Origin of the sequence: Rothia sp. P100, from assembly GCF_023712425.1 — a bacterium.
Classification (GTDB): Bacteria; Actinomycetota; Actinomycetes; order Actinomycetales; family Micrococcaceae; genus Rothia; species Rothia endophytica.
Genome location: NZ_JAMAYG010000004.1, coordinates 17,266 through 42,456, shown reverse-complemented (window position 1 = coordinate 42,456; position 25,191 = coordinate 17,266). Strand labels below are relative to the sequence as shown.

The 25,191-nt window shown below is 57.6% G+C and carries 22 protein-coding genes, 1 tRNA gene and 1 riboswitch; of the genes, 10 read left to right on the top strand and 13 right to left on the bottom strand.

Annotation, left to right across the window (positions count from 1 at the left end; translation table 11 throughout):
- Nucleotides 1–10: 10 nt before the first annotated feature.
- On the bottom strand, nucleotides 11–2,659 hold the full coding sequence (locus M3668_RS09415) for a DEAD/DEAH box helicase (protein WP_251380596.1): 2,649 nt from the start codon (nucleotides 2,657–2,659) through the stop codon (nucleotides 11–13).
- Nucleotides 2,660–2,795: 136 nt separating this feature from the next.
- Here M3668_RS09415 and M3668_RS09410 point away from each other — a divergent pair, with 136 nt between their 5' ends.
- Nucleotides 2,796–3,386 carry a nucleoside/nucleotide kinase family protein gene (locus M3668_RS09410; RefSeq protein ID WP_251380595.1) on the top strand — a complete coding sequence of 197 codons (591 nt, stop codon included), beginning with the start codon at nucleotides 2,796–2,798 and terminating at the stop codon, nucleotides 3,384–3,386.
- Here the strand turns inward: M3668_RS09410 and M3668_RS09405 are convergent.
- A complete protein-coding gene (locus M3668_RS09405) occupies nucleotides 3,383–3,736 on the bottom strand; it encodes an ArsR/SmtB family transcription factor (protein ID WP_251380594.1) in 354 nt (117 codons plus the stop codon). The two genes, M3668_RS09410 and M3668_RS09405, sit on opposite strands and share 4 nt — an antisense overlap.
- Before the next feature lie 106 nt (nucleotides 3,737–3,842).
- Here M3668_RS09405 and arsB point away from each other — a divergent pair, with 106 nt between their 5' ends.
- The 3 genes from arsB (at nucleotide 3,843) to M3668_RS09390 (ending at nucleotide 6,736) form a co-directional block, all read left to right on the top strand.
- Nucleotides 3,843–4,922, top strand: coding sequence for an ACR3 family arsenite efflux transporter (arsB, locus tag M3668_RS09400; RefSeq protein ID WP_251380593.1), 1,080 nt, complete (start codon nucleotides 3,843–3,845; stop codon nucleotides 4,920–4,922).
- Between the two features lie 35 nt (nucleotides 4,923–4,957).
- Nucleotides 4,958–5,356: an arsenate-mycothiol transferase ArsC gene (locus M3668_RS09395; protein WP_251380592.1), complete on the top strand. Its 399-nt coding sequence runs from the start codon at nucleotides 4,958–4,960 to the stop codon at nucleotides 5,354–5,356.
- Nucleotides 5,357–5,506: 150 nt separating this feature from the next.
- The gene (locus tag M3668_RS09390; protein ID WP_251380591.1) at nucleotides 5,507–6,736 is read left to right on the top strand and encodes a multidrug effflux MFS transporter; all 1,230 of its coding nucleotides are present in this window, start codon (nucleotides 5,507–5,509) and stop codon (nucleotides 6,734–6,736) included.
- Here the strand turns inward: M3668_RS09390 and M3668_RS09385 are convergent.
- The 4 genes from M3668_RS09385 to M3668_RS09370 all read right to left on the bottom strand — a co-directional run bounded on the left by M3668_RS09385 (nucleotide 6,733) and on the right by M3668_RS09370 (nucleotide 10,923).
- Nucleotides 6,733–7,617, bottom strand: coding sequence for an aminotransferase class IV (locus M3668_RS09385; protein ID WP_251380590.1), 885 nt, complete (start codon nucleotides 7,615–7,617; stop codon nucleotides 6,733–6,735). The two genes, M3668_RS09390 and M3668_RS09385, sit on opposite strands and share 4 nt — an antisense overlap.
- Before the next feature lie 306 nt (nucleotides 7,618–7,923).
- Nucleotides 7,924–8,733, bottom strand: coding sequence for an energy-coupling factor transporter transmembrane component T family protein (locus M3668_RS09380; protein WP_251380589.1), 810 nt, complete (start codon nucleotides 8,731–8,733; stop codon nucleotides 7,924–7,926).
- Nucleotides 8,723–10,273 carry an ABC transporter ATP-binding protein gene (locus M3668_RS09375; RefSeq protein WP_346924202.1) on the bottom strand — a complete coding sequence of 517 codons (1,551 nt, stop codon included), beginning with the start codon at nucleotides 10,271–10,273 and terminating at the stop codon, nucleotides 8,723–8,725. Before M3668_RS09375 ends, M3668_RS09380 begins: the two co-directional genes overlap by 11 nt.
- 41 nt (nucleotides 10,274–10,314) lie before the next feature.
- Nucleotides 10,315–10,923 carry an ECF transporter S component gene (locus M3668_RS09370; protein WP_251380587.1) on the bottom strand — a complete coding sequence of 203 codons (609 nt, stop codon included), beginning with the start codon at nucleotides 10,921–10,923 and terminating at the stop codon, nucleotides 10,315–10,317.
- A 56-nt stretch (nucleotides 10,924–10,979) separates the two neighbouring features.
- Nucleotides 10,980–11,086: riboswitch (TPP riboswitch) on the bottom strand.
- Between the two features lie 327 nt (nucleotides 11,087–11,413).
- Here M3668_RS09370 and M3668_RS09365 point away from each other — a divergent pair.
- Both M3668_RS09365 and M3668_RS09360 read left to right on the top strand, forming a co-directional pair.
- A complete protein-coding gene (locus M3668_RS09365; RefSeq protein ID WP_251380586.1) occupies nucleotides 11,414–11,683 on the top strand; it encodes a DUF4235 domain-containing protein in 270 nt (89 codons plus the stop codon).
- 123 nt (nucleotides 11,684–11,806) lie between these two features.
- Nucleotides 11,807–13,132, top strand: coding sequence for an MFS transporter (locus tag M3668_RS09360; protein WP_251380585.1), 1,326 nt, complete (start codon nucleotides 11,807–11,809; stop codon nucleotides 13,130–13,132).
- Here M3668_RS09360 and M3668_RS09355 read toward each other — a convergent pair.
- The gene (locus tag M3668_RS09355) at nucleotides 13,129–14,301 is read right to left on the bottom strand and encodes a hypothetical protein (RefSeq protein ID WP_251380584.1); all 1,173 of its coding nucleotides are present in this window, start codon (nucleotides 14,299–14,301) and stop codon (nucleotides 13,129–13,131) included. The genes M3668_RS09360 and M3668_RS09355 overlap by 4 nt on opposite strands.
- Nucleotides 14,301–14,897 carry a dCTP deaminase gene (dcd, locus tag M3668_RS09350; protein WP_251380583.1) on the bottom strand — a complete coding sequence of 199 codons (597 nt, stop codon included), beginning with the start codon at nucleotides 14,895–14,897 and terminating at the stop codon, nucleotides 14,301–14,303. Before dcd ends, M3668_RS09355 begins: the two co-directional genes overlap by 1 nt.
- 95 nt (nucleotides 14,898–14,992) lie before the next feature.
- Between dcd and M3668_RS09345 the strand changes: the two genes are divergently transcribed.
- The 3 genes from M3668_RS09345 to M3668_RS09335 all read left to right on the top strand — a co-directional run bounded on the left by M3668_RS09345 (nucleotide 14,993) and on the right by M3668_RS09335 (nucleotide 16,912).
- A tRNA-Gly gene (locus tag M3668_RS09345) sits at nucleotides 14,993–15,066 on the top strand.
- Between the two features lie 128 nt (nucleotides 15,067–15,194).
- Nucleotides 15,195–16,289 carry a MauE/DoxX family redox-associated membrane protein gene (locus M3668_RS09340; protein ID WP_251380582.1) on the top strand — a complete coding sequence of 365 codons (1,095 nt, stop codon included), beginning with the start codon at nucleotides 15,195–15,197 and terminating at the stop codon, nucleotides 16,287–16,289.
- On the top strand, nucleotides 16,286–16,912 hold the full coding sequence (locus tag M3668_RS09335; protein WP_251380581.1) for a class I SAM-dependent methyltransferase: 627 nt from the start codon (nucleotides 16,286–16,288) through the stop codon (nucleotides 16,910–16,912). Before M3668_RS09340 ends, M3668_RS09335 begins: the two co-directional genes overlap by 4 nt.
- Here the strand turns inward: M3668_RS09335 and M3668_RS09330 are convergent.
- Complete coding sequence (locus tag M3668_RS09330) at nucleotides 16,909–17,604, bottom strand: hypothetical protein (RefSeq protein WP_251380580.1); 696 nt, start codon at nucleotides 17,602–17,604, stop codon at nucleotides 16,909–16,911. The genes M3668_RS09335 and M3668_RS09330 overlap by 4 nt on opposite strands.
- A gap of 64 nt (nucleotides 17,605–17,668) precedes the next feature.
- On the opposite strand from M3668_RS09330, the gene M3668_RS09325 reads away from it, so the two are divergent.
- A complete protein-coding gene (locus M3668_RS09325; RefSeq protein WP_251380579.1) occupies nucleotides 17,669–18,649 on the top strand; it encodes a hypothetical protein in 981 nt (326 codons plus the stop codon).
- Here M3668_RS09325 and M3668_RS09320 read toward each other — a convergent pair.
- The 4 genes from M3668_RS09320 to M3668_RS09305 form a co-directional block, all read right to left on the bottom strand.
- Complete coding sequence (locus M3668_RS09320; RefSeq protein ID WP_251380578.1) at nucleotides 18,646–20,571, bottom strand: NHL domain-containing thioredoxin family protein; 1,926 nt, start codon at nucleotides 20,569–20,571, stop codon at nucleotides 18,646–18,648. The genes M3668_RS09325 and M3668_RS09320 overlap by 4 nt on opposite strands.
- A 208-nt stretch (nucleotides 20,572–20,779) precedes the next feature.
- Nucleotides 20,780–22,960, bottom strand: a complete 2,181-nt coding sequence (locus tag M3668_RS09315; RefSeq protein WP_251380577.1) for a bifunctional copper resistance protein CopD/cytochrome c oxidase assembly protein — start codon at nucleotides 22,958–22,960, stop codon at nucleotides 20,780–20,782.
- Between the two features lie 45 nt (nucleotides 22,961–23,005).
- Complete coding sequence (locus tag M3668_RS09310; protein WP_251380576.1) at nucleotides 23,006–24,316, bottom strand: Dyp-type peroxidase; 1,311 nt, start codon at nucleotides 24,314–24,316, stop codon at nucleotides 23,006–23,008.
- A 137-nt stretch (nucleotides 24,317–24,453) separates the two neighbouring features.
- Nucleotides 24,454–25,113 carry a copper chaperone PCu(A)C gene (locus M3668_RS09305; protein WP_251380575.1) on the bottom strand — a complete coding sequence of 220 codons (660 nt, stop codon included), beginning with the start codon at nucleotides 25,111–25,113 and terminating at the stop codon, nucleotides 24,454–24,456.
- Nucleotides 25,114–25,191: the final 78 nt, after the last annotated feature.

Here is a 25,191-nt window from a genome sequence, read left to right as displayed (position 1 = left end):
TCACCACGGTCTAAGCAGTCTCGTCAGTCCCTTGGACGTCCTGAACAGTGGCTTCAAGGTCTAAACCTAGGCGGCGGCGCTCGTCGGCAATAATTTGGGTAGCTAGCTTAGCGTCCGAAATATCCACTGATTCTGAGGCAGATTCTTTGGCGGCAGAGATGCGGGCGTATTCGTCAAAGAGCTGAGACTTGCGGCCCAAGATTTCTAGCATGCGCTCGTCCACGGTATCGACGCCCAGCAGACGAAAAACGTCCACCGTGTGCAGCTGCCCCATGCGGTGGGCTCGAGCAATCGCCTGGGATTCGATGGTGGGCTTGAACTGGGGTTCACAGAGAATAACTACAGAGGCGCTCTGAATATTCAGCCCAGCACCGGCGGCAGTAATCTGAGCCAGCAGAACGGAGCCGGGTGCAGCCTCGCCTAGTTGATCGACGATTCCCTGCCGTTCTGCCGGTTCAACGCTACCGGTAATAAGGCCGATGCTGCGCTCCCCTAAGGCTTTCTGCAGACGCTCTAGGACGCTGAGGAAGAAGGAGAAAACCAGAACCTTACGCCCAGCAGCCTCGGCTTCATCGACCAGTTCAAGCAGTCTGGTGAGTTTGGCAGAGTCTTCGGCAACCCATGCGACCCTGCGCATGAGGGCGAAGTTGCCCTCGGCAACGGCACCGCGGTATGCCTCGGTGTCCAGGCCCGTCAGTTCCACCCAGTCACGGTGCTCTGTCATATCGGGCAGTTCTGAGAGCACGTCCTTTTGATTGCGGCGTAGGTAGGCAGGAGCGATGCGGGTGCGAAATTCGCTGGCCAGCAGGGTCTCCATACCGCTCTCAGCTACCAGGGCCGGTTGCAGGTAGTCCACCAGGGTAACGAACTCACCGACCCGGTTTTCCATGGGGGTGCCTGAAAGTAGGACGGCGTATTCAGCGCGGCGCACTAGAGCGGCAACTGCCTGCGAGCGCTGGGCGCCGGGGTTCTTGATCAGGTGCGCTTCATCGGCGATGAGGGCGTCGATGGGCCAGCTGTCATCGGCGTAGAGGCGCGCCCCGTCGTAGGTGGCAATGAGGACGCCGCCGGTCTTCTTCCACTCAGCTACCTGGCTTTCACGGGCGTCACCGTGGGCGGTGTAGGGAGTGAGCTGGGAGAATTTTTGCAGTTCGCGTGCCCAGTTAATGACCACAGAGGCGGGACAGATCACCACAAAGTGGGTTTTTCCCTGGTGGTGCAGGTGGGTGAGGGCGGCGATGGACTGCATGGTTTTGCCCAAGCCCATCTCATCGCCCAAAATGACCTTCTTCTGCGCCAACATGAACTTGGCGCCGTAGTTTTGATAGCCGCGCAGTGTGGCTGCCAGGCCCTCAAGGTTGATGGGGTACTTGCGGATTCGCTCGTTGATTTCGGCGGGCAGGTAATCATCGCCATGGTTTTCGTTGCCCAGATAGTGTGCCAGCAGTGCCTGGTAGGTGGAGGGGTCAGCCAGGTAGCGTTGCCAGGCTTCGTCTGCGGTGAGCCAGGTGGCTGGGGGGACGCTGATGTTCCCGTTGGCCTGGCACCAGGTGAGGTCTTCGAGCAGCTGGTCGTAGTCTGTGCGGTCCTCCCCTAATGCCACGTAGAAGTCACCGATGGGGGTGCCCTGGTTGAGTAGCGGGGCGTAACCAGTAAGTCGTTCACGCAGTTCTGCTTGCGGGATGGCAGCGTCAATCACTTGGAGGCGGTCTACGCCGATGAGCATGCGTTCAGCTGCCGGGGTGCGGTATTCGCCCAGGGTTTCCTTTTCCTGCCCTGCTGCTTCTGCTAACAGGCGCTGGGCGGCGGCGTGTAGCTGGGCGGCGGTGGTTTCGCCAATACCCGGGAAGCGGGTGAGATCCTGTGGAGTGTGGTCCAGCACCCGGTCAACGGTGCCGATTCCGGCGTCCACCAGCGGGGCGGTGCGTACGGTTCCGCTGGTGAGCTCCCGCAGTTTATCAACGGGGATATCGCGCAGGGTGAGGCGGGCACGTTCGGTTTTCAGCGCCTCCATGTCAGCGCTCATACCGCTCATGAGTTGGGCACGTTCTGGAGTGTTGAGGGCACCGAGCACCTGCTGGTAGGCAGCCACCTGGGCTGCGGGCAACTTCTCCCAGGTCACTTGCTCCCAGCGTTCGCCGGCAAAGCGTGTCAGGGCTACCGCCGCGGCGTCCTGCAAGCCCAGGGCGTTGGTTTCAAAAGCTTGGGGCATAGAGGGGACGCCAGCATCTGCTTCTGCTAACAGAGCGCGGACCCGCCCTAAGTCGGCATCCACCGCCACTAGCCGGCTAGCTAACTCAGCAGAGGCTGCTTCTGCTGCCTGCTTTTTAGCGCCACCGAAGAAGCGGGTCAGCATGCCACCTTGGCCGTCACGGATGGCTTGAATCATGGCAGGCACCTGGGCATCTGCCTGACTGACATTGCGCAGGGCATCGAAGTCAGCCGGTGAGCGCTGCTTCCACCAGGTCAGAGCTAACCATTCGCTTGCCCCCACCAGGTGAGCTGGGGCCAAGGGGGCAAAACGGTAGAGGGACCCAGTGTAACTAACAGGTAGGTTGAAGCCCAGTGCGGCGGGGCGGCTGAGCAGTTCAAGCACGCGGCGGCTCTTCTCAGCAGCAGCGAGCAGTCGCTCGCCTTGACGGGTTAGCTCTTCGTTCATTGCGGGCATCTTTGGTCGAGGGTTGGTAGTTTTGGTTCAACTATAGAGCGGCAGGCCCTGCAAGTGGCTTTCTTTTGGGGTAGTGGCGCGGTAAGTTCATCTGAGGTCAATCACGGACAATGAGAAGAGCATCATCGTGGCTGAATTTAGCAATCCCCAAGAACTGGCGGCCTTCATCACCGAGGCAGTAGAACACCACCAAGGGCAGGCCCCCTTAGTTGTTGCCCTTGATGGACGCAGCGGAGCTGGTAAAACCAGTTTGACCTCCCAGTTATCCGCATTACTCTCACAGCGGTTGCCGGTAGGGGTTTTCCGGTTGGATGACACCTACCAGGGTTGGGAAGGTCTTGCTCCAGCTGTTAGCCGTTGGCAGGCTCTCAGCGCTGAAATAGTTGCAGGGCAGACTCCTGGCCCCTGGTACGGCTGGGATTGGGCGGCCGGTAAACCAACCGGCCCGCACCCTTTCACTGCTACTACCCAGGCTGATTGCGGCGTCCTGCTGGTTGAGGGGGTTGGCGCCCTCTGCGGTGCCCACCATTTAGGTATCTGGGTCGAGCTCTCTGATAGCGAGCGCCAGCAGCGGGCGCTGAGACGGGACGGGGAAACCTACCGTCCTTACTGGGATATGTGGGCCGCTCAGGAGGACGCTATCATCACCGCTAACGCGCAGGTTTATGCCACTCCAGCACACCTTTATCAAACGCCATCAGCATCTACTTCCGTTTAACTAGTACCCTCAGCGAGTTTAGATAACTGTACGGAGGTCTTCTTCAGCCTTTCTTCCACCAATGAATAGTGCACCCAGGTTCCTTTCTTCTGTCGGCTAATGAATCCATTGTCGGACAGTACTTTGAGATGGTGCGAAACTGTCGGTTGGCTAAGTTCAAGTGCGCCCGTCAGGTCACAGACACAGATTGTCTGAGGTGGCGGGGGTATCAAGGATAAGAGCAGGAGTCGGTTGGGGTCAGCCAACGCTTTAAGAAGTTTAGCCTGCTCTTGGGCTACTTGATTCGGCAGAGCTCTGCGCCCGGCAGACACACAAGCCTCCGCGGGCACAGTGACTGGTGATTTTTCCATAAGCCCATTCTTTCATATATTGACAACTATCAATATAGATACCATTCTTATATTGATACATATCGATATATGGATGTTTACATCCTCAATCCACTACGGAGTTTCAATGCCCTCTAAAGATCTCCCGTCTACCGCACCACCTGAGCAACCTGTCATAGCAAAGCTCTCAACATTAGACAGGTTTCTACCCCTCTGGATTATGGGAGCCATGGGGCTGGGATTGGTTCTTGGCAAAACGGTCCCCCACCTGAACGAAAGTCTGGAAGCACTAAAAATTGGCCAGGTTTCACTACCAATTGCAGTTGGTCTGCTGGTGATGATGTACCCCGTGCTCGCAAAAGTGCGATACAACCAGACCAGCTCAGTACTGACCGACAAAAAATTACTCATCACCAGCCTCGTCATTAACTGGTTGCTGGCTCCGGCTTTTATGTTTACACTAGCCTGGGTTTTTTTGCCCGACCTCCCGGAATACCGAACGGGGCTTATCATCGTTGGTCTGGCTCGCTGTATTGCCATGGTCATGATCTGGAATGACCTAGCCTGTGGCGACCGTGAGTCAGCAGCCGTCCTCGTCCTTATCAACTCTGTTTTTCAGGTACTCGCCTTCAGCCTGATGGGATGGTTCTACCTACAGATTCTGCCGGCCTGGTTGGGCCTGCCCGTGACCAGCGCTCACTTTTCACTGTGGACTATCACCCTCTCTGTCTTAGTTTTTCTTGGTATACCCTTACTCGCAGGTTTTCTAACGCGTGTCTGGGGAGAAAGGGCACGAGGCAGAACCTGGTACGAGGAAAAATTCCTTCCCATAATTAGCCCCTGGGCACTCAATGGGCTGTTGTTCACTATTACTCTGCTCTTCGCACTACAAGGGAAAACCATTCTTGAACGGCCCTGGGATGTCGCTCGTATTGCTCTGCCTTTGCTGGTCTATTTCCTCGTGATCTTCACAGCAGGCATGATTATCGGCAAGACTCTTAACCTCGGGTACGCCAAAACCACCACCCTAGCCTTTACAGCAGCAGGCAATAATTTCGAGCTAGCCATCGCAGTAGCTATTGGTACCTTTGGTGTAACCAGCGGACAGGCACTTGCCGGTGTGGTTGGCCCCCTAATTGAGGTGCCCGTACTCGTAGCGCTAGTCTATGTGGCCCTGTGGGCACGCCAAAGGTACTTCCTAGATTAATCATTATTTACACCTTTCCGTTTAAGGAGAATCCCATGAAAACAGTGCTATTTGTATGCGTAAAGAACGGCGGAAAATCGCAGATGGCTGCATCAGTGATGCGTAAGGTTGCAGGAGACCGCATAAAAGTCCTTTCCGGCGGCACCGAACCAGGCAGAGCCCTCAACACCGAATCTGTTCAGGCCCTAGAAGCAAGGGGCTACTCAACCCACGGCGAGTTCCCCAAAGCAATTGACCCGCAAAGTTTAGAAAACTGTACAGCGATTGTTGTTGTGGGTAAAGAAGCTCAGCTTAACGCTCCCGCCGGCGTACGTATCGAGCGGTGGGACACAATAGAGCCATCCCATCAAGGCATTGAAGGAGCTGAGCGCATGAACCTCATCCTGGATGATATTGAGAGCCGGGTCAATCAGCTTGCTGAATCGCTCATATAGGTTCTATCTTCACGCTACCTAGTTGCCCACCTTCTTCCCAGAAGGCATGGTGCTGGTCTGCAAGAACACATTTTTCTTTTAAATTTCCTATTACGACGGCCTCGCCCCGCCCCGTAGAATAAGGGAGTTTTGCAGGCACGAAAGGGCATCATGGAATCTTCACACACCTCCCACCAAACACCACCCGGTCTTTCTAAAATCGCTGTTTTTACACTAGCGTCCCTGACCGCCGTTGGGCCGCTAGCCATCGATATGTATCTAGCGGCACTCCCGTCGATTTCCGCAGACCTCAACACCACTGCTTCCATGGCTCAGCTGACGCTAACTGCCTTCATGCTGGGTATGGGTGCAGGCCAGTTCGTCGTCGGCCCGCTATCAGACAAGACAGGACGCCGGCGACCTCTTCTGGTTGGCATCGTTCTCTGCGCACTTGCAACCCTTGCCTGCGTCTTTGCACCCACCGTTGAGTTCTTTATTGTTGCCCGTTTTATTATGGGTTTCACCGGGGCTAGCGGCCTGGTACTGGCGCGCGCAGTGGTGGCTGACTCCACCAGCGGTCTGCAAACTGCCCGCCTCATGGGCATCATGATGATGATTAACGGTATCGCCCCTGTTGCCGCACCCCTGATTGGCGGCATTGTGCTGGCACACGGTGACTGGCGCGATGTCTTTAAGGTCATCACAGTTATGATTGCGCTGTCCATGGTGCTGGTGACCATCTTCATCAAGGAATCTCTACCGGTAGAGCGGCGCCGCGCCGGTAGTCTCTTGTCGGCCTACGCAGGCATCGCTGAAGTAGTGAAAATTCGCCGCTACATGGGTTTCATGCTGACCATGGCGCTGGCCTTTGGTGCCCTCTTTGGCTATGTTTCAGGTTCCCCCTACCTGCTACAAAACGTACTGGGACTCAGCGAAACTCAGTTCACCTATGTCTTTGGGGTGAACTCGGTAGGTATCGTGCTGGCTTCTTCAGTCATGACGGCACTGGTCGGCAGGGTGGCGCTGCGCAAGCTATTGACTATCGGTGTCAGCTCACTGGGCACGGTGAGCCTGCTGATTTTGATTCACTTCATCATGGGACCCCAATTAGTACCCACCCTCGTTCTGCTCTTCGCGTTGACCTGCTCGGTAGGCATGATTTTTGGTAACGCTTCTTCCCTTGCCCTGGGCGAAGCCCGCCATATTGCAGGGTCAGCTTCGGCCATGCTGGGCCTGACCCAGTCGGTGATGGGCGGCCTCGCCTCCCCGCTGGTTTCCCTCGGCGGAGGCGGCGCCTACATGCCCTTAGCACTAACCATCAGCAGCTTTGCCCTGCTGGCAGCCCTCGCTCTCCTGACCACGCCCAAGGCAGAAAGCGACTACGCCACCTCGTCACGCTAGCTGCGCGCTAGGTAGCCCAAGAACTTTTCAGTCAGCTGCGAATCGGTAGCCAAAGGTGTGCCGTTGAGATGGGTTACCGGGGCTAGCAAACGCACAGACGAGGCCAGCCACACGGCGTCCGCCTCAAGCAGGTCATGGGGGTAAAGCGGACCGTAGCCCAGCTCCCACCCGGCTATGCGGGCACCTTCAAAGATGACGCCCTGGGTGGTGCCGGGCAGAATGCCGTGGGAGGGTTCAGGGGTGTAGAGAACCTTCTTCTCCCCCTCTGTTTTAGCCACGATGACGGACGAGGTCGCACCCTCGAGAATTCGGCGGTCTTCGGTCACCCAAATGGCGTCATCGGCCCCGTGCTGTTTCACGTAGCGTAGCACCGACATGTTGACGGCGTAAGACAGAGTCTTAGCACCGGCTAGTAGCCACGGGTAGGCGGAATCTTCTGCCGGGTCATGGCCGCGGGGTAGCAGCATGGCGCGCACCCCCTGTTCACGTTGTGCGAGGATTCCGGCGGGGCTGGGGGTAACAGTAACCCATGAGTGGGGGCCACCCGCTATGGTTCCGCGGGAGATAATGATTTTCACGGTATGCTCTTCACCCAGCACAGTCTGCGGGCCAGCTTCAGCTGCGCTCAAGGCTAGATCGATGGCGGTGCGCAGATTCTCTTCCGTAGGCATGGGTAAGTCAAGGAGCCTAGCTGAACCAGTGAGCCGCGCTAGGTGGGCACCAAGTTTTCGCACGCTACGGTTGGCGGACAGCATTGTTTCGAAGACACCATCGCCGCGAGTTAAGCCCTGGTCTTCAATGTGAATGAGAGGGGCGGTGGCGTCTACGAGGGCACCGGCAGGGTGCTCGGTGCTGAGCATTACTACGGTTGTTTGAGTCATATCCTAAGGTTACCTGCGGGCACCGGAAGATCCACTGATGCCCCACCGCTGCGTCTGGGAATACACAGTGACGGGGCATCGTCTGTTGTGCGAGCACCACTGAGGGGCGCGAGAGCTCTCTCAATCCATAGACTCAAGGGCAAGCTATGGATTGATGTGAGCCTATAGTCCTAAACTACCTATTTTTTGCAGTAGGGAACAGTGGTAGTTATGACCTTCACAAACGACAGCCATCATGTCTATTTTTTATAAGTAGGTTTGACCAGAGATTACTTAAATTTGCCCCCCACAAGTAGGGACAAAGGATTACTGCCAAAGCAGTTGCAGGGATCCGACGGAGAAGGACGCCGCATAGGCAACCAGGGGGATAGCCAAGGCGCAGACAGTGAAAACAAGGTCACCTGGGGTAAACCGATCCGGTCGCGCCCAGGTACGCTGCCGGTTCCCAAAACCGCGCGCCTCCATAGTGATAGCAAGGCGACTGCCCCGGCGAAGGGCCTGAACCAGCAGGGCAAAGGTCTGCCCGCCACTGGCTCTGATACTCTGCACTAGACCGGCTGCACTGGAACTACCGGTGACTCCCCTGGCTCGGCGGGTCATGGAAAGGGTGTTCCATTCGGCGAGCATCAGGCCCACCAGTCGCAGAGCAGCTAGAGCAGCCAGCACAAAACGTGCAGGTAGACGCCAAGTTTGCGCGAGGGAGTCCCCCCAGTCCGTAGGGTCCACCGTGGTAAAAAACATCAGTGACGGCAGTGCAAGCGCCAGGGAGCGCAGCACCATAGCCACACCAATCTCTACCGAGTGGGTGGTGAGGTAATTGAAGCCTAGATCAAGAACGACTTCCCCATTTTTCTCGGCCAAGAGGGCGGTAGCCCAGCCGCCGACCAGCGAAGCTACCAATATGGGCCAGAACCGGATGAGCAGGGTGAAGGCATTGAAGCGAGCGACCAGCAGGCCAAAAATTTCTAGGCCCAAAATAAGGGAGGCAGTGAGCGGGTCAATCACCAGAATGATGAGCACGCTGCACACTAACGCCGCCCCGAATTTGATACCGGCGTTGCGTCGACCCAACCAGGAATCCTGCAGAGCCGAGCGTTCAAAAGGATTAGTGCTCATCTGTCTGTCCTCCTGGCCCCAGACGCAGGGTTCTGCCGCCCAGTGCAGCAATGAAGTCCCGGTCATGGGTCACGGAAATAATGGCGGTACCGGAGTTTAACTGTTCATTCATGAGGACGACCAACTCAGCCCAGGTGCCGGCATCCTGACCAAAAGTGGGTTCATCGAGAATAAGCAAGCGAGGGGCTGTGGCAAGAGCCGTTGCCACGGACAGCCTGCGTTTTTCTCCGCCCGAGAGAGTGAAGGGGTTAGCGTCAGCAACATCTTCTAAACGCAGGCGAGTCAGCAAATCGCTCACCAGGGCGTCCAGCTCGATCTCATCGAGAGGCAATCGGTTCAGTTTTGCGACCTGTCGAGGACCGTATTCCAGTTCAGTACGCACACTGGCAGTAAGGAACTGGTGCTCTGGTTCTTGGAAAACATAACCAATGCGGGTAACAAGTTGCTGGGGTTCCCAGCGAGCAGGGTCCCAACCAGGTTCCTGTTTCTCCTGTGAGGCTCTAGCCCTCAGCGCACCTGTGGCTGCCACCACCCCGTCTGCAGGGTAGAGGAGGCCAGCGAGGGTCAGCGCCAGGGTCGATTTTCCGCTGCCGTTGGCACCTGTAATAGCCAGGTGTTCACCGGCAAGAACGCTCACAGAGTGCACATGCCCCACCGCAGGCAGATCCAGCGGGTAGGGCGCCGGGGGGCTATCTTTAAGCGCTCGTGCGCGGCGGCGAATATCTCGCTTCCGAGGCAAGAGTCGGGTGGTGACCAGATCTTTGCTCGTCAGCAGTTGCTCACCGGGTCTGGACGCCGGCTGCGGTAGTGAGGGGGTGAAGCCCGGCACCCATACCCCGGCGTCAATGAGTTCCTCTCTCGCCTCGCGGAAGACCTGATCGGGTGTGCCATCATGGGTAATCCCTTGAGCGCCCAAGATAATGACCCGATCCATATATTCGGCCCAGATCCCCACCCGGTGCTCAATAACCACCAGGGTTGAACCAGTAGTAGCCTGTGCCGCGATGACGGCGTCCCTCACTTCAAGCACCCCGGCGGGGTCGAGATTGGCGGTGGGTTCATCCAGCAGGAGAGCTCCGGGTTGCATGGCAAGAATACCCGCTAAACCCAGGCGCTGTTTCTGGCCACCCGAAAGCTGGTCTGTAGGGTAATCCAGCGGCAGGTGGTCAAGACCCACTGCCGCTAGAGCGACGTCTACCCGCTGCCAAATTTCTTCCCGCACAACGCCTAGGTTTTCTGGCCCGAAGGCAACGTCATCACCCACCCGGGCTAACACAATGGAGCTTTCCGGGTCCTGCTGCATGAGCCCAGCCGGCACCTGCTCAGTCAGGGCATGTGCGCCACCCACCGTCAGCGAACCACTGGCAGATTGCCCGTCGGCGTCCTGAGCTACCCCGCCCATAGCGTGCAAGAGGGTTGTTTTACCGGCACCGGAGTGCCCCAGCAACAAGACTTTCTGCCCCGCAGGGATCTCAAAGGTCAGATTATTGAAAGCAGGCTGGTCCCGGCCCGCGTAGTGCCAGCCGAAGTTCTCTGCCACGATGGCAGCACTCGACCGGGACCTTGATTGGAGACTAGACATTACCGGGCAGAAGAACCTCGGCGCGAACGGCCTGAAGCCAGGGAGTCCAACACACCGGTAGCTTCCAGCGCCCTCCCCAAAAGCCACATCAACAGACCCGCAATTACCAGACCAGATAGGGCACCGCTAGCTACATAGATCACCTGGTTAACCGCACTGAACTGGCCGGCATAGTAAATAATGACCTCGTTCAGCCCCATGGCAAAGCCGGACACCGCGCCGGCCAACAGCATGACCGGCAGGTTCCAGGCACGGTAAAGAAAGATAGCAAAGACCAGCTCAGCAGCCGCGCCCTGAATTAAACCAGAAATAAGAATAGGCAGACCAAAAGAGCCAGGCCCAATAAAAACAGAAATCAGGGCAGCCAACAGCTCACAGTACAGTGCCGCACCGGGCTTACGAATCAGGTAAGCCCCCAAAGTGCCCGCAATCAGCCAGCCACCACCAATCAGCGGTAGTAACTGCGGCGCAGTTGCCGCCAACAGTGTCTGGGTCACGGGGTAAACCCCCAAATTCCACAGAGCAAAAACTAACGAGCAAGCCACAGCAATCACCGAAGCAATCACAATCTCATTAACCCGCCACGCGGTAGAACGCTTTTCAGCCATAAAAATAACCTTCCTATACATGTAGGAAGGGGGGACCCAGGCACCGGGTGGCACCTGTTTCCGAGAACTCGACTCCCTATCGCAGGTACTAACCGGATCAGGTTCGAGGGTCTGCGCCTAGCGCACTCTCAGCGCCGATGGTGGCGCTCCCCTGTCGATACCCGCAACTATGCGAGCAGTTCAAGTGTAGAACTCCCCCAGTATAACCACTAGGGCGAGCCAACGAAAGCTTCCCTGCATCGATGCCTTGCTCTGGGTTACTTATAGTCAAGCGTAGCGGGGGCTTTCGTCCCGCCAGCTGACCCTCTGATAATTCGCGCTGAGCGCTCGCAATAATCTCTGACAGCCCCGAATCCCCTGGAGGGAGGTAAACCCATCACCACGCTTCTACTGATTCTCGCCCAATAGGCGGCAGAGAGCACAGGCTACTGATAGTCTTGGTTCGGAACGGCGTTTCGCCCCCTATTTCACTGACTGAAAGGTCTGAACTATGAATCCTCTCATCAAGATTGCTGGCACTGCTGCTTCACTCGGCGGCGTTGCCCTGGCAAACAAGGTGCTCAGCGCAACCTGGACCAAAATCACCGGCAACCAGCCTCCCGAGAATAACCCCGATGAGGACGAGCGCTGGCGCGACATCATTCTCTGGTCGCTGATTACCGGTCTGGTAGGCACCATTATCAAAGTTGCGGTTACCCGCGCCCAGTACCAGCTGGAAGCTAAGTCCGGTGACAAGACCACCGATCAGGCTGAGATCTAAGAAATAGTTACCAGGAACGGCAGGCTTTAAGGCCTGCCGTTTTTGTATCTGTTTTCCATCTTTTCATGAAAGGGTAGCGATAATATATCCATCGCCTGCGCCCAAACCAACTAGCATGTGTCTATGACCTCACCTGTTTCAGCCGCTGATAACCACTCCACCCCAGTGCCGGCATCCAAAAAAACGATTGCCGCTTGGACGCTCTGGGACGTTGGAAACGCTAGCTTCAACGCCATCATGACGACCTTCGTGTTCGCGGTCTATCTAACCAGCTCTAGCTTTGGAGAAGAAGGGCACCCCGCCGCGGTTCTCTCGGTAGGTCTCACCATTGCCGGTGTACTCATCGCCTTGCTTGCCCCCATCTCGGGCCAGCGGGCGGATGCCTCAGGAAAACGAGGTCTGTGGCTGGGAGTCAATAGCGTGCTACTGGCGGTCATTATGGCCTTCTGCTTCTTCGTAGCGCCCTCCCCTGACTACCTCATCCTGGGTGTTGTTCTGCTGTCCCTAGGCAACCTGGTCAATGAATTTGCGGTGGTCAACTACAACGCGCTGCTACCCGCTATTTCAACCAAGCAGACCATCGGCAAGATTAGCGGCACAGGCTGGGCAGCAGGCTACTTCGGCGGCATTCTTGCCCTAGCAATCGTCCTGGTCGGTTTCGTTTCCCCGGGTATTCTGGGCATTCCCGAGGACGGTGCCTACAATCTGCGCGCCGTCGCGGTTTTCTCGGCCATCTGGGCTATTGCCTTCTCTTTGCCTCTCATGCTGGCAGTGCACAAAATCTCTCCCGCCCCCCGCAGTGTAGAGCCTCAGAAGAGCATCCTTGACTCCTATCGGGACCTCTTCGCCACCATCCGTCGTCTCTACCGCGAAGCTCCCACCACCCTCTACTTCCTGCTTTCCTCAGCGGTCTTCCGTGACGGTCTTAACGGCATCTTTACTTTTGGCGGTATCCTGGCTGCGAACTCCTTTGGTTTCAGCACCAATCAGGTTATTGTCTTCGCCATCTTTGGTAATATCGTTGCCGGTGTGGGTGCACTACTCGGCGGGCGTATGGACGACCGCTTTGGCCCCAAACGAGTCATCGTTTTCTCCCTGGTTGCCCTTATCGCGGCCGCTCTGCCTCTGCTCTTCTTCCCCAGTAGCACCATGTTCTGGATCTGCGGGCTTACCCTCTGCGCCTTCGTTGGTCCGGCACAATCCGCCGCACGTTCCTACCTGGGCAGGCTGGTTAATGAGGGCAACGAGGGCGAGCTCTACGGCCTTTATTCCACCACCGGAAGGGCCGCCAGCTTCCTCTCACCCGCTCTCTTCGGCCTCTTTGTCACTTGGTTCGGCGCTGAGCTTTGGGGCATTTTGGGTATCGTTATCGTGCTTTTTGTAGGTTTGCTTCTCTTGCTGCCCATCAAGGATCCGCAGGGAGCAAACGCCCGGGAGTCAACGCTCTAGAGCTGGGACACCACTACGGGCAGCAGAAGCCCTGCCCGTTCTAATTGCAGCAAAGATTCCTCAAAGCCGCGCTCGGGAATTGGCCCGTAGAGCTCCTGTAGACGCGCATGGATTTCTGTTTTAGGCAGTGGCTGAGCCAACATCTCCCAGCAATCCCAGGCATAGATGGACACCTCTGATAGAGAATTGCCCTGAGCTACCAAATAGCGGTCTTGGCAGACCATGCCGGTTGAACCCTCCGAGCGCTGGTAAAGATCCGGGGTATCGCTGTTGACCAGGAAGTTAGCTGCTGGCAGGTAGGTGAAACCAGCTTCTGATGCTGGTAGCTGGTCTTCATCCTGGTGCAAAAGACTCAGGATGAGCGGCAGGGCGTCGGTGATTTCTGAGTAGGTTAGTTTGACTGCCCCACCGGTCTCTACCAGCAGGCCGGCCAACTCCTCTAACCCTCGCTCGGTTATCATGAGGCCCGATGACTGCTCTGAGACGGCTAGCAGGGCCTCCGCTAAGGGTAGAGGTTCAATTGAGGGAACAGCCTTCTTGCCCTTCACCCGGTTCAACACCACTATACGGTGGAGGTGAAAAGAATAATCATTCGCTGCTACCACCCGTAACCCAAGGTCAGCAGGGTTGTACTGCACCTTGGGCTGCTGAGCGTCCTCAATAATAGAGAGGGGTTTGGGGTAGGGGCGGATTGACCTATCGGGCATCACCACAGCAGTTTCGTCGGTCAGATAGGTGAGGTGCTCACCCAAAAAACGGGCAGCGGTGGTTTTCCCCGTACCGGATGGCGCCACCAGAGCTAGTGCGCGGTGGCTGGACGCATCCCCCAACACCGCGGCGTGCAGTAGGTGAGCGGTACCGGCATATTCGCGCAGGAGGTGGAGGGTGATGTCAACGGTAAGACGCTCAGCCGCAACGGCCGGATCAGATGAGTTGACCACGGTTAAGTCTGCGATATCCCCCCACTGCTGAGTTATCTCATCAGCAGAGCGGCTGCTGAGCACGGTGACCCGCTCACCGTCAGCAATCCTCCGGGCTCCGGCGTCCTCAATGACCTCGGGGGCTAGTGCAGCCCAGGCTCGCTGGGTATCAACCCAGAGCTGAGGATTGTCATCTTCAAAAGCTAGAAATATGGTTACCCCGGCAGGACTAACCAGTAGACCACGCATCAGTTCTCGGTGTTGCCGGCAGGAATGGTGGTGCGATGAAAGTTAAGGTAGCTGCGGGAGGCTGTGGGGCCGCGCTGGCCCTGGTAGCGGTTGCCGTAAGCCCCCGAACCGTAGGGGTGTTCAGTCTCGCTGGTCAGTTTGAAGAAGCAGAGCTGGCCCACCTTCGAACCGGGCCACAACATAATGGGCAGGGTTGCCATATTGGACAGCTCAAGGGTTACGTGACCTGAAAAACCGGGGTCAATAAACCCGGCGGTTGAGTGGGTGAGAAGCCCCAGACGTCCGAGGGAAGACTTACCTTCAAGGCGGGCCGCCACATCAGCTGGCAGGGTTACCTTCTCATAGGTGGCACCCAAAACGAACTCACCGGGGTGCAGAATAAAGGGTTCGTCAGGGGCGACCTCCACCAGCCGGGTCAGGTCTTCCTGTGGCTGAGAGGGGTCAATGAAGGGGTACTTGTGATTATCGAACAGGCGGAAGAAGCGGTCAATGCGCACGTCCACACTGGCAGGCTGAACCATTGAATCGTCAAACGGCTCTAGAGCGATACGCCCGGTTTCGATTTCTTTGCGGATGTCCTGATCAGAAAATAACACCCTCCCAAAATATCGCATTTTGTCGTCACATTTTGACGCACACCCCGAGCATGGCTAGAGTATTCCTGTAGCTCCGCTTTATGCGGACGCCACGCGCGGCTGTAGCTCAATGGTAGAGCGCACGCTTCCCAAGCCTGATACGCGGGTTCGATTCCCGTCAGCCGCTCCAATTTCAAACCTGCCGGGTACCCACCTGGCAGGTTTTCTTTTTCTGCCCCTAACAGGGTGGGTCAGAGCGGCGGCAGTAGACTAAAGAGGTAGTTGCTCCCCCACGCAGAAAGCACCCTCGCAAACGCTATGACTCCCCTTGTCTTATGCACACTCATCATTATCGTGACACTGGCCGTTAGTGGCGTGGCAAAAATCAAAGAACCCACCAGCACCGTCACCGCCATAGTTAATCTCAAGTTGGACCAGTGGCTACCGGTAAAACCCATTGCAAAAATCTTGCCGTGGGCTGAGCTTACCCTTGCCGCTGCCCTGCTCCTCTTGCCCGGTATCTGGCAGGTTCTGGCAGCGATCGCCGCTGTAGTGCTCTTTATCGGCTACTGGGCTGCTATCGCCCGCGCAGTAGTGCAGGGCAACACGGCTACATGTAACTGCTTTGGTAGCGCCTCAACCGCGCCGGTTTCAATGTTTACCCTCATTCGCAATACCGCCCTGCTGATGGCGTCCTTTGGGGCTCTCATTGGGGCCATCGTTACCCGCGGGTCAGCACTCACCATGTTGCTGGCGACCGACGCGGACGGGTGGCTTTGGCTGATTGGTGCGGGGCTAGCGGCCCTGGTGCTGTGGTCCATCAACCGTTCAGAGCAGACGGTTCGGACTGTTGAACAACCGGTCACTGACCAACCGGCAGAATCCCAGCCGCTACCCGGGAACGAGGCAGAAGATTACCTGCGCAGCCCGATACCCTTCGCGTCCCTCCGCTACCCCGCGAAAAAAGGTGAAAAATCTAACGAGGGTGCTGAAGCCAATCTGCGGTACCTCTCAACCACTCAGGCACGCCTGCTCATTTTTGTGTCTCCCACCTGCGGCAGTTGCCAGCCCGTTATTGAACAACTGGCAGATTGGCACCAACGTCTGCCCATGCTAGGTGTGCACCCGGTGGTCAGCAACGAAAGTTACCTACAACAGATGGATTTACCTGCTGATATGCAACCGTTTGTTGACCCCGAGTCGAAAACAGGCATGCTCTTTGGCGGTGCTACCCCCTCAGCGGTCGCTCTGGGCACCGACGAGCTTTTGGCTGGCGGCCCTGTCTACGGCAGTGACGATGTCACGCGCTTTGTGGAAGACATCATCGGCGAGATGGAGCATGCGAGCGCTGAGACAGCAAAAGCTACACTAGTACAAGAAGAAGCTATCAAAGAAACGGATGGTGAGGCATGAGCCGCGAGAAATCAGCCTGGGAGATTACCAAGGAGCAGAACCCAGCTCACGCGCAGTGGTATATCCAGCGTTTTAGGGCGATGGAAGAGCAGGGCAAAGATATTTGGGGTGAAGCCCGCACCATTGACGCGATGGCACCGCGCAACGCCAAGATTTTAGATGCTGGGTGCGGCATGGGACGTTTGGGTGCGCATCTGCATGAAAAAGGCCACCGGGTGACAGGCGTGGACCTTGACCCGGAACTCATTGAAGAGGCACAACGGGTCTGCCCCGCGGCGCACTGGGTAGTCTCAGATTTGGCGGATCTGCGCGAGTCCCTAGGGTATAGCAAGGACAGCCAGCTCGGTGAAGAAGGCTTTGACATGGTCTTCTCAGCCGGCAATGTGATGACCTTCTTGGCGCCTTCTACTCGCCGCGAGGTGCTAGAGGAATTAGCGGCTGTACTGGCCCCAACGGGCCGGGCGGTCATTGGTTTTGGTGCGGGGCGCGGCTATGATTTCGCTCATTTCTTTGAGGACGCCGCGGCGTCCGGTCTCAAGCTAGATAGCACTTTCTCCACTTGGGAACTTCACCCTTTCACCGAAACCTCGACCTTCTTGGTGGCAGTGCTGAGCAGGGTTTAGAGAATATGCAGTTGCTGTAGTGTTTCGTCCGGTAGGAGGGCAGCTACAGCCAGCGCTAGCAGGAAGATACCTGCAACCGCGCCGACGGTGGCGGATTTCCAGCCGGGGTGCAGTTCGTTAAAGGTGATGAGCCCCGGCCACTGTTTATTCATTTGGGTGACGTTAATGCTGGGGTAGACGGTGGTCTGTGGGGCGAGGGTGGAGGCGATGGTACGCAGGGTTTTGGCATCCCAGATGCGGCCATCGAGGCGGAAAACTCGCTTCTTTTTAGTGTTGACTGCCCAGAGAGCCGGTACGCCCTTATAGCGCACGGCAGCCACTCCGGTGAGTTCTTTACCGGCAGCCTGCTTGGGGGTGAGGCGTTCTGCGATAACGGTGTGGTCGATGTCTGCAAGGGGTACAGCGTGCCAGCCGAAGAGGCGCCCACGCAGGATATGAGTTGGGGTTTGTACCACAATGTGGGGTTTGAGCATGGAGTAGAGCGTAATAACTGCCCCAACCGCTATGAGTGCCAGGAGCACCATAACCAGTGGTGTGGGACGTTTTGCCAGCATGAACCAGAGGCAGGCCAGCGCTAGCACTGCGCTGGGGAGGCCAGCGATGATGCGGCGGTGGTAGGAACCGATCCGGGGGTGGTAGATGTTGGTAGCCTGCCCATATTTGGCGGGGACTTCGTGTGCGTTTTCTGCCATGGCTCTACTTTAGCGGCTCGTCATGGCGTGGAGGTCGCAATAGCGGGTGAGCTACATTTAAGGGGTGCGTTTTACTTCTACTGTTGACCGAGTTCTGGCTATGTGGCTGGCAGGTGTGCTCACCGCTGTCATTATTGCCTTAGCGTCCCTAGCTCTTATTAATAGGCTAGTTTATGGCCCCGAGGGCCAGGTGCGCGCCTATTTTGCTGCGGTGCGTGAGGGCGATGGCTCTAGGGCGCTGGGTATCTTGGGGGCGCAGGTGCCCGAGGGTGATGCCTCGATGCTAGACGGTGATGCTTTACGTGCCTCACTGGAGGGAGTTCACCAGCTGCAGACCACCGATACGGTCGTTAGAGATGGTGGTGAGAGGGCCACGGTTACGGTCTCTTATCAGGTGAATAATCAGCAGCACAGCAGCGAGTTCAACTTGCATAAGGTAGGTTCTCACTGGGGTGTTTTTGACCAGTGGGCTATTGATCAGGGCACACTCCCCACAGTCCATGTGGACGCTAAAGCACTGTCAGCTGCCACGCTCAACGGCCAGAAGGTGGCGGTTAAGGGTGGTTCGCAGGACTTTGCAGTGACCTTTCCAGGGGTCTATCAGGTGACCTATGAGTCTGCTCTGTATTCCTCGGTATCAGATAGCACTCTCATCACAGCACCCGGCGAGACCCCCGTCCTCACCTTGGATTTGGAGCCCTCCCCTACCGCTGTGGCTTCGGTGCGCCAGCAGGTGAAGACCTACCTTGATACGTGCGCAGCCCAGAATTCGCTCTACCCCACCGGCTGCCCGTTTGAATATGCCTTCAACGGTCGCGTTGCCGGGGATTTGACCTGGCTGATCACTGAGTACCCCGATCCTGAGATTAATCTAGCCAACGGTGCATGGTCGCTGAGCGAAAGCCAGGGCAAGGCAGAAATTTCTTTCACTGCCCTTGACCTCTATACCGGCAAGAAAAAGCAGGTCAACCAAGAGGTAATTTTTGAGGTAGCAGGGTCACTGGCCACCGCCGATGAGACGGTGACCTTTACCCCAGCGACCTAGTTCACCCCGCGCAGGTCAAGCACTAGCTCCTGTTCCCCGCTTTCAGTGATGACAACGGGCAGCCCCCAGTCCTGCTGGTAGAGGTGGCAGGCCGCGTGGTCGGGGATTTCCCCGCCGGGTTCACCGTCACAGGCAGCAGCGCGAGCAGTAATGTGGAGTACCGCGCTGGTGATTTCTGGGTTGAGTTCCAGCTGGCGGGTGAGCCCCTGGGCGGTTCCGGCGCCCGAGAGGATGAAGTTCTCAGGGGTGGATGAGATTTTCAGCTGGGTTGGGTCGCCCCAGCGGGTGTCCAGTTTCTGCCCCTTGGGGGCCGCAAAGCGGGCGGTAAAGGTCAGAGCGCCGCCGGCTAGTTCGGTGGCCTTTCGTGTGACCTGGCTAGCGCCCTCGTTCACATGCTGCATGGCATCGGGAATGGAGACGCGCACCAGTTGGTGGGCATTGGCTTCAACCACAATCAGGCGGGCACCCCCGTCCTCTGTCGTTTCAACCAGCACATCACTGGGTTCGGCCAGTCCACGCGCAAGGGTGCCCAGTGCCCCGGTGGCAGGGTCGAAACGGCGGATAGCACCATTGTAGGTATCGGCAATAGCAATAGAACCATCAGGCAGTTCAGTTAGCCCCAGGCAGTGTTGCAGACGGGCTTCTTGGCGGTTACCGTCCACAAAGCCGAAGTCAAAAAGGCCGATGCCAACGGCGGTTTCTACACGGGCTTCCTCAGTATCAAAGACGATGCGGCGCAGGGCGCTGGTCTCTGAGTCGGCGACCCAGATGGAACCGTCCTTTGCTTCGGTGAGCCCGGAGGACTGAGCGAACCAGGAGTCTGCCACCGCGCCGTCTTTCAGGCCCTCAGCACCGGTACCGGCGAAAACAGCCAGCTGCCCGGTCACCGGGTCAAAGCTAAAGATTTGATGGGTGCCTGCCATAGCAACCATAAAGGCGGCTGCCTCGCGGGAGTAGACCAGGTCCCAGGGGGACGAGAGGGCCACGGTGAGTGGATCAGCACCGGGTTCAATGTGGTTGGGGTCGGTGCGGGCGGTATCACCGTCAATCAGGCGCTGCACCCCGCTACCTGCCAGAGTGGTGACCTGGGCGGTGCTCAGGTTCAGCCCGCGCAGACGGTGGTTGACGGAGTCAGCGACGAGAACATCGGCCCCCAGCGTCTCGCGTAGATCTGTGGGCACCAGAGCAATGCCCTGGGGCTCGTTGAAGCGGGCCTGCTCAGCAGAGCCATCAAGGTAGCCCTTTTCAGGGCCACCAAAGGTCGCTAGGACAGTCTCAAAGTCGGCTTCTACCTGCACCAGTCGGTGGCGGGCGGTATCCGTCACCAGGTAAGTGGTCCTGCCATTGGCAAAGTCAGTGGGTAGTTCCAGCGCCTTGCCAGGGAAAGCGAAAGTACCTTGAGGTTTGGGGCGGGGCACGTAGGGGCCGTCCCCGCGGTGCAAAGTGCCTTTAGCCTCGTGCTCCTCTACCAGTTCACGAACCAGTGAGGTCAGCCCCTGCACGTGGCCTTCACCGGAGAGGTGGGCAACAATGTAGCCCTCTGGGTCAAGGACGACCAGAGTGGGCCAGGCGCGGGCGGTGTAGGCGTTCCAGGTCTCGAGGTTGGGGTCATCGAGCACCGGGTGGGTGATGTCGTAGCGGTCCACAGCAGCTTCAAGGGCGACTGGGTCAGCTTCGTGTTCAAACTTCGGTGAGTGAACCCCCACGGTCACCAGAACATCTTCAAACTCTTCTTCCAGCGGCCGCAGCTCATCGAGCACGTGCAGGCAGTTCATGCAGCAGAAGGTCCAGAAATCCAGGATGACAATTTTTCCGCGCAGGGACTCCAGCGATAGCTCTTTACCTCCGGTGTTCAGCCAGCCCCTGCCCACCAGTTCGGACGCGCGCACTTTGGTCTGGCGTGCGGCTGAATGATCTGCCATGATTTTTACCTTTCGTGGGCGCACCGGTGGCACGCGGGTGTACTTTTCTTCTTAGCCTAACAAGCCTCCGCCGCCCGGTCATTTGTTGCAATTTTTGGCGCCTTTCGGTTCACAAACCTCAACTGTGCGTCATAGAAACGTAACAGTTAGGATGAGATCAGTTCAGCCAAGACGACTTACCCAAGGTGCAGGGCCGCACCTCAGCCCGTTAGCGGCCAGCTTTATGATCTCGTTCAGCAAGCTCAGCAAACATGTCGTTGTAGGCATGTAGCTCAGCATCTCCGTCCCGGTCAGCCTGACGATCTACCCGCTTCTGCAGTTTCTTGTCCTGCATAGACCACTGCACCGCAACCGCCACAGCAATCACCATGGTGGGGATTTCACCGATACCCCACATCAGGGCACCACCTAGCTTCTGGTCTTCAATAGCTGAGAGTCCGTAGGGGCGGCCCACATTACCGAACCAGGACGCCTGCAGCAGGGCGTCCATCTGCATAATCGCAATACCAACGAAGGCGTGGTAGCCGAGCGTGGCGATGAGCATCATCAGGCGCATGGGGTAGGCAGGGCGATGCGGGATGGGGTCGATACCGATGAGCACCAGGCTGAAGATGTAGCCGGTGACCAAGAAATGAATCAGCATGAACTCATGGCCAATGTGGTAGCGCAACATGATGCCAAAGAGCGGGGTAAAGTAGACCACCACGATGGAGCCGGCAAAGTTTACGGCTGCAAAGATGGGGTGGGTAATCACCTTCGACCAGCCCGAATGTACCAGTCGAAGAATCCACTCGCGGGGGCCGCGGGTGCCGTCCTGCCGTGGCTCAAGAGCACGCAGAATCAGGGTGATAGGGGCGCCCAGTACCAAGAAGATGGGGCAGACCATGGTCAAAAGCATGTGCTCCACCATATGCGCCGAGAACATGACGCGGGCGTAGACGGTGAGGGCGCCGCTGGTGATGTAGAGCAGCACCAACAGACCGAAGTACCAGGACAGCAGGCGGAAGGTAGACCAGCTACCACCGGATCGTTTTACCTTGATAAAGGCCCAGAGGTAGGTAAACCCAACGAAAGCGATGAAAGCGACCCAGAACCAGTCAAAACGCCACTGGGTGAACCACTCGGCTACGCCAGGTTCGGGCGGCATGTCATACCAAGTAATGATACGTACCGGTTCAGCGCCGGCGTCAAGAGTTTCTGGTGCAGGTGGGGCTGTGCGGGAAAGCGTCACCGCAAGACCGCTGGTGGCACCCATCAGGAGCAGCTCACAGGCAATGGCATACCACAGGCCCTTAGCTGCACCTATCTGCCCCGACTGCATCATGGGTATGAGGCGTAGGCGGTGGGTGGCGCCGAGGGCTCCCAGGAGTAAGGTCAGGATAATTTTAGCCAGCACTAGGGCACCGTAGACGGTAGTAAAAAGCTCAGCGAGGGTGTTCATGCGCACCAGGGCATTAATGATGCCAGAGAGCGTGACCAGGATGAAGCCACCTAGCGCCAGGGTGGAATAACGACGCAATACACTCACCGCCAGAGGAACCCTGCGCTTGGTCGCCGTGTGTTCCCCTCGCGCGATTTCGGGCAGGGTGCCGCTGCCGGCGTCCTTACCTGAAATAGTGCGTGAAATAAAAACAAGGGCAATCAGCCCGCCGGTCCAGAGCACCACACCGAGCAGATGCAAGCCCAAGGAGTTGACCGCCCCCATATGGTCGTTACCGCCCGATGAGTGCCCGCCCAAAGCCATGTTGATGATACCAATGAAAGAGATACCCAAAGTTACCAAGAGACCGGTGAGCGATCGCACCGCAAAAACGAGAGTTGAGACCAGGGCCGCCACGATGATGGTGGCGGCTTCCTGCTGGCCGGCCGAGATGGTGGTGATGTAGCTGATGAGCTCCGTGGTGTAGGAGGAGCTGGCCTCTATAGCTCGGCCCGATATGTCGGCGTAGCTGAAGATTAGCACGGCAATTGCGGCGATGGTCCAAGTAGCTGATGCGGCTGCCGCCAGGTTCATCACAGCGATAAAGGCGGGGTGTTCTGTGCGGGTGAGGTTTTTCAGACGCTGGCTCTTGTCGGTTGCATGCGCCATGTTCACACGGCTCTTGCCCCGGGCTGAGTCAAGGAAGCGGGGGACGATCGCAATGGCAAAGAGCAGGGCGCCCATGGCGGTAACCATAGCGAAATTGTGCACCATCTCAGCAATCGGCAGACCCCACCGAACGAGCGGGCCGGCGTCCGCTAGGTCTGTAGCTGCTGCACTACCGCTGAGGGTAAGACTCGCTAGCAAGCTCAGAAAGGCAGCTGCGGGAAAGACCCAAATCCAGTGGGTGCCTAGCCCGTTGAGATGGGGGTTCGGGGCTGTTTTCTGCGCCCTTGTTTGCTGTGCCATATTATTCCTGCGTGGTGTTGTGAACCGTGATTGGTTGGTAAAAGTTTAGGTAAAGAGGTTCTCGCCGATGAAGCCGCCCTGCTCGCAACCTGCCGGAAGAGCAAAAACCGCGGAGCCGATAGGGACCGTCCAAGTATTGAGCATATCGAGCTCAGCCAGACGTTCTTGAATGGGGAGAAACTGAAGCAAAGGGTCTGCCTGGTAGGAGCAAAAGATGAGACCCGAGTTGCTCACTCCCCCATCGGTTTCAAAGTGTTCAGAGAACCCCGAGGCGTTCTGCACCGGCAGGTCGTAGTTGTACCCCCTGCGGAGGATGCGTTCCACTCGGCTCTGAGCGCTAGCGCGGCGAATGTGGGCGTAGGGAGCGATGACGGTGAAGCCCAGCTCATTGGTTGCTGAAAGATCGGCGGGGTCATGCTCCTGAGTGCCTGTGAGCGGTGCTCCATTGGTGAGGTTGCGCCCCACCGCGTCCTCACGAGCTGGTCGGTCTGATTGGTCCCAGGTATCGAGGTTCATGTGGATGCGGCGGATGACCAAGGAAGTTCCCCCAGGCTCCCAGGGCTCCAGCTCTTCGTGGTTACCCCAGACAAAGCGATCCATGCTGTCGTCCAGGGTTGAGGGGTTGATCGTGCCATCCACCTGGCCAAAGAGGTTGCGCATCGTCTGCCCGTTAGGCTCGCTGCCATAAGCGCGGCGGAAGCCTTCTTGTACCCAGCGCACCCGGCTCATTGACCGCGCGGTTTTCAGCAGCATTCTTTGGGCATGAGCCAGCGTAAAACGGTCGGAGCTACAGAGTTGCAGCAGTAAGTCCCCATCGTTCCACTGATCTTGAAGCTGATCGATCTTCTCAAAGGCGGTCAGTGGTTGGAGCCAAGCGGGCTTCTTTGCGGGGTTTACGATATCGAAGATGCGTTCGCCAAATCCGAAGGTGACGGTGAGGTGAGCAGGTACGGTAGCTAGCTCAGGTTCCTGGTCTACCACAGGTGCGGTGCCCTGGGTGAGGGATGCGGCGTCGCTAGTGAGCACACGCAGCAAACGCTGCACGCCACCGGCGTCCGTCCCACTGTTGAGGTCAAGGGCAATAAAAAGCGCGTAGGAGGGGGCTGGTGTGTCAACGCCAGCCTGCCTCTGACCGTAGAAGGGTACTCGGGCCTCTTGCAACGGTGGGGCGGCGGGAGTTGGGCTATTTCGTTCCGAGGCACCGGCAGCATATTGGGTCCCTAGGGTTGCGGCAACTCCCGCGCCGGCTCCTAGCGCTCCAGCTACGAAAGTTCGACGGCTGGACGCCGGCCGGGCTGGTACCTGCTCGACATCGGCGGTTGCATTCTCATAGTCTTCATCAAATGAACCGGTCATGGTTCTCTTTCTCCTCCCGACGTTAGCCTACGTCTCCTGTTGTCTGTATGGGTAGCGGGTGGGTGCCCCGCAACTGGTGTTCAGCTGCGGGGCGGGTGCTACCTCAACGCTGTGTGGGTGAATTCAGATGCGCTGATCTAAGCGCACTGAGGCAGGACGGCTTCAGCAGATTCATCACCCTGTTCTGCTTCGGGGGCAGAGTGGTCACTTTCCCCGTGCATCGATTGGTCTTCAGACATGGTTTCATGGGCCGGTGCGCTAGCTTCACCCGGTGCGTATTCCTCTTTCGCACCGCTGAAATCACGCACTTCAGCATCAAATTCAACGGCACCAACTGAGGTGTCGAGCGTAATGACGCTGGAGGTACCTGCAACCAGTGAACACTTCATCTGCATGAGCATGATGTGGTTACCTCCCGGTGCCAGTTCAAAGCTCGCCCCCGGTTCAATGGTGAAGCCTTCCTTGACTTCTTTCATGGTGCTAGTCCCGGTATTGGGGTCGATCTCGGTGGTGTGTAGCTGCACCATGCCGGCTGCGTCGCTGCTGGCACCTTCGACGGTGATGGGCTCATCCCCAGTGTTGGTAAGCGTGGCGAAGGCACCGGTCATGTTGCCGGTCGCTGCCTTGATCCAGGCACCCTCAACGGTTAGAGCAGATGTTTCAGCCGCAGCTGAGGTGGATGCTTCGCTACTGCTGGGCTGGTTCGATGCGCTGTCGGTTGATGAGCCGCACCCTGCCAGCGCTAGAAGCGCAACAGCAGAAAGGGCCGAGATACGAGTCATTTTGTGAGAGAACATGGTTTTTCTTTCTAATTTTTGGGGGCAGATAGCGACTCTTCGCTAGCCCAGAGCAGATGGTTTCGCGGATATCCTCAG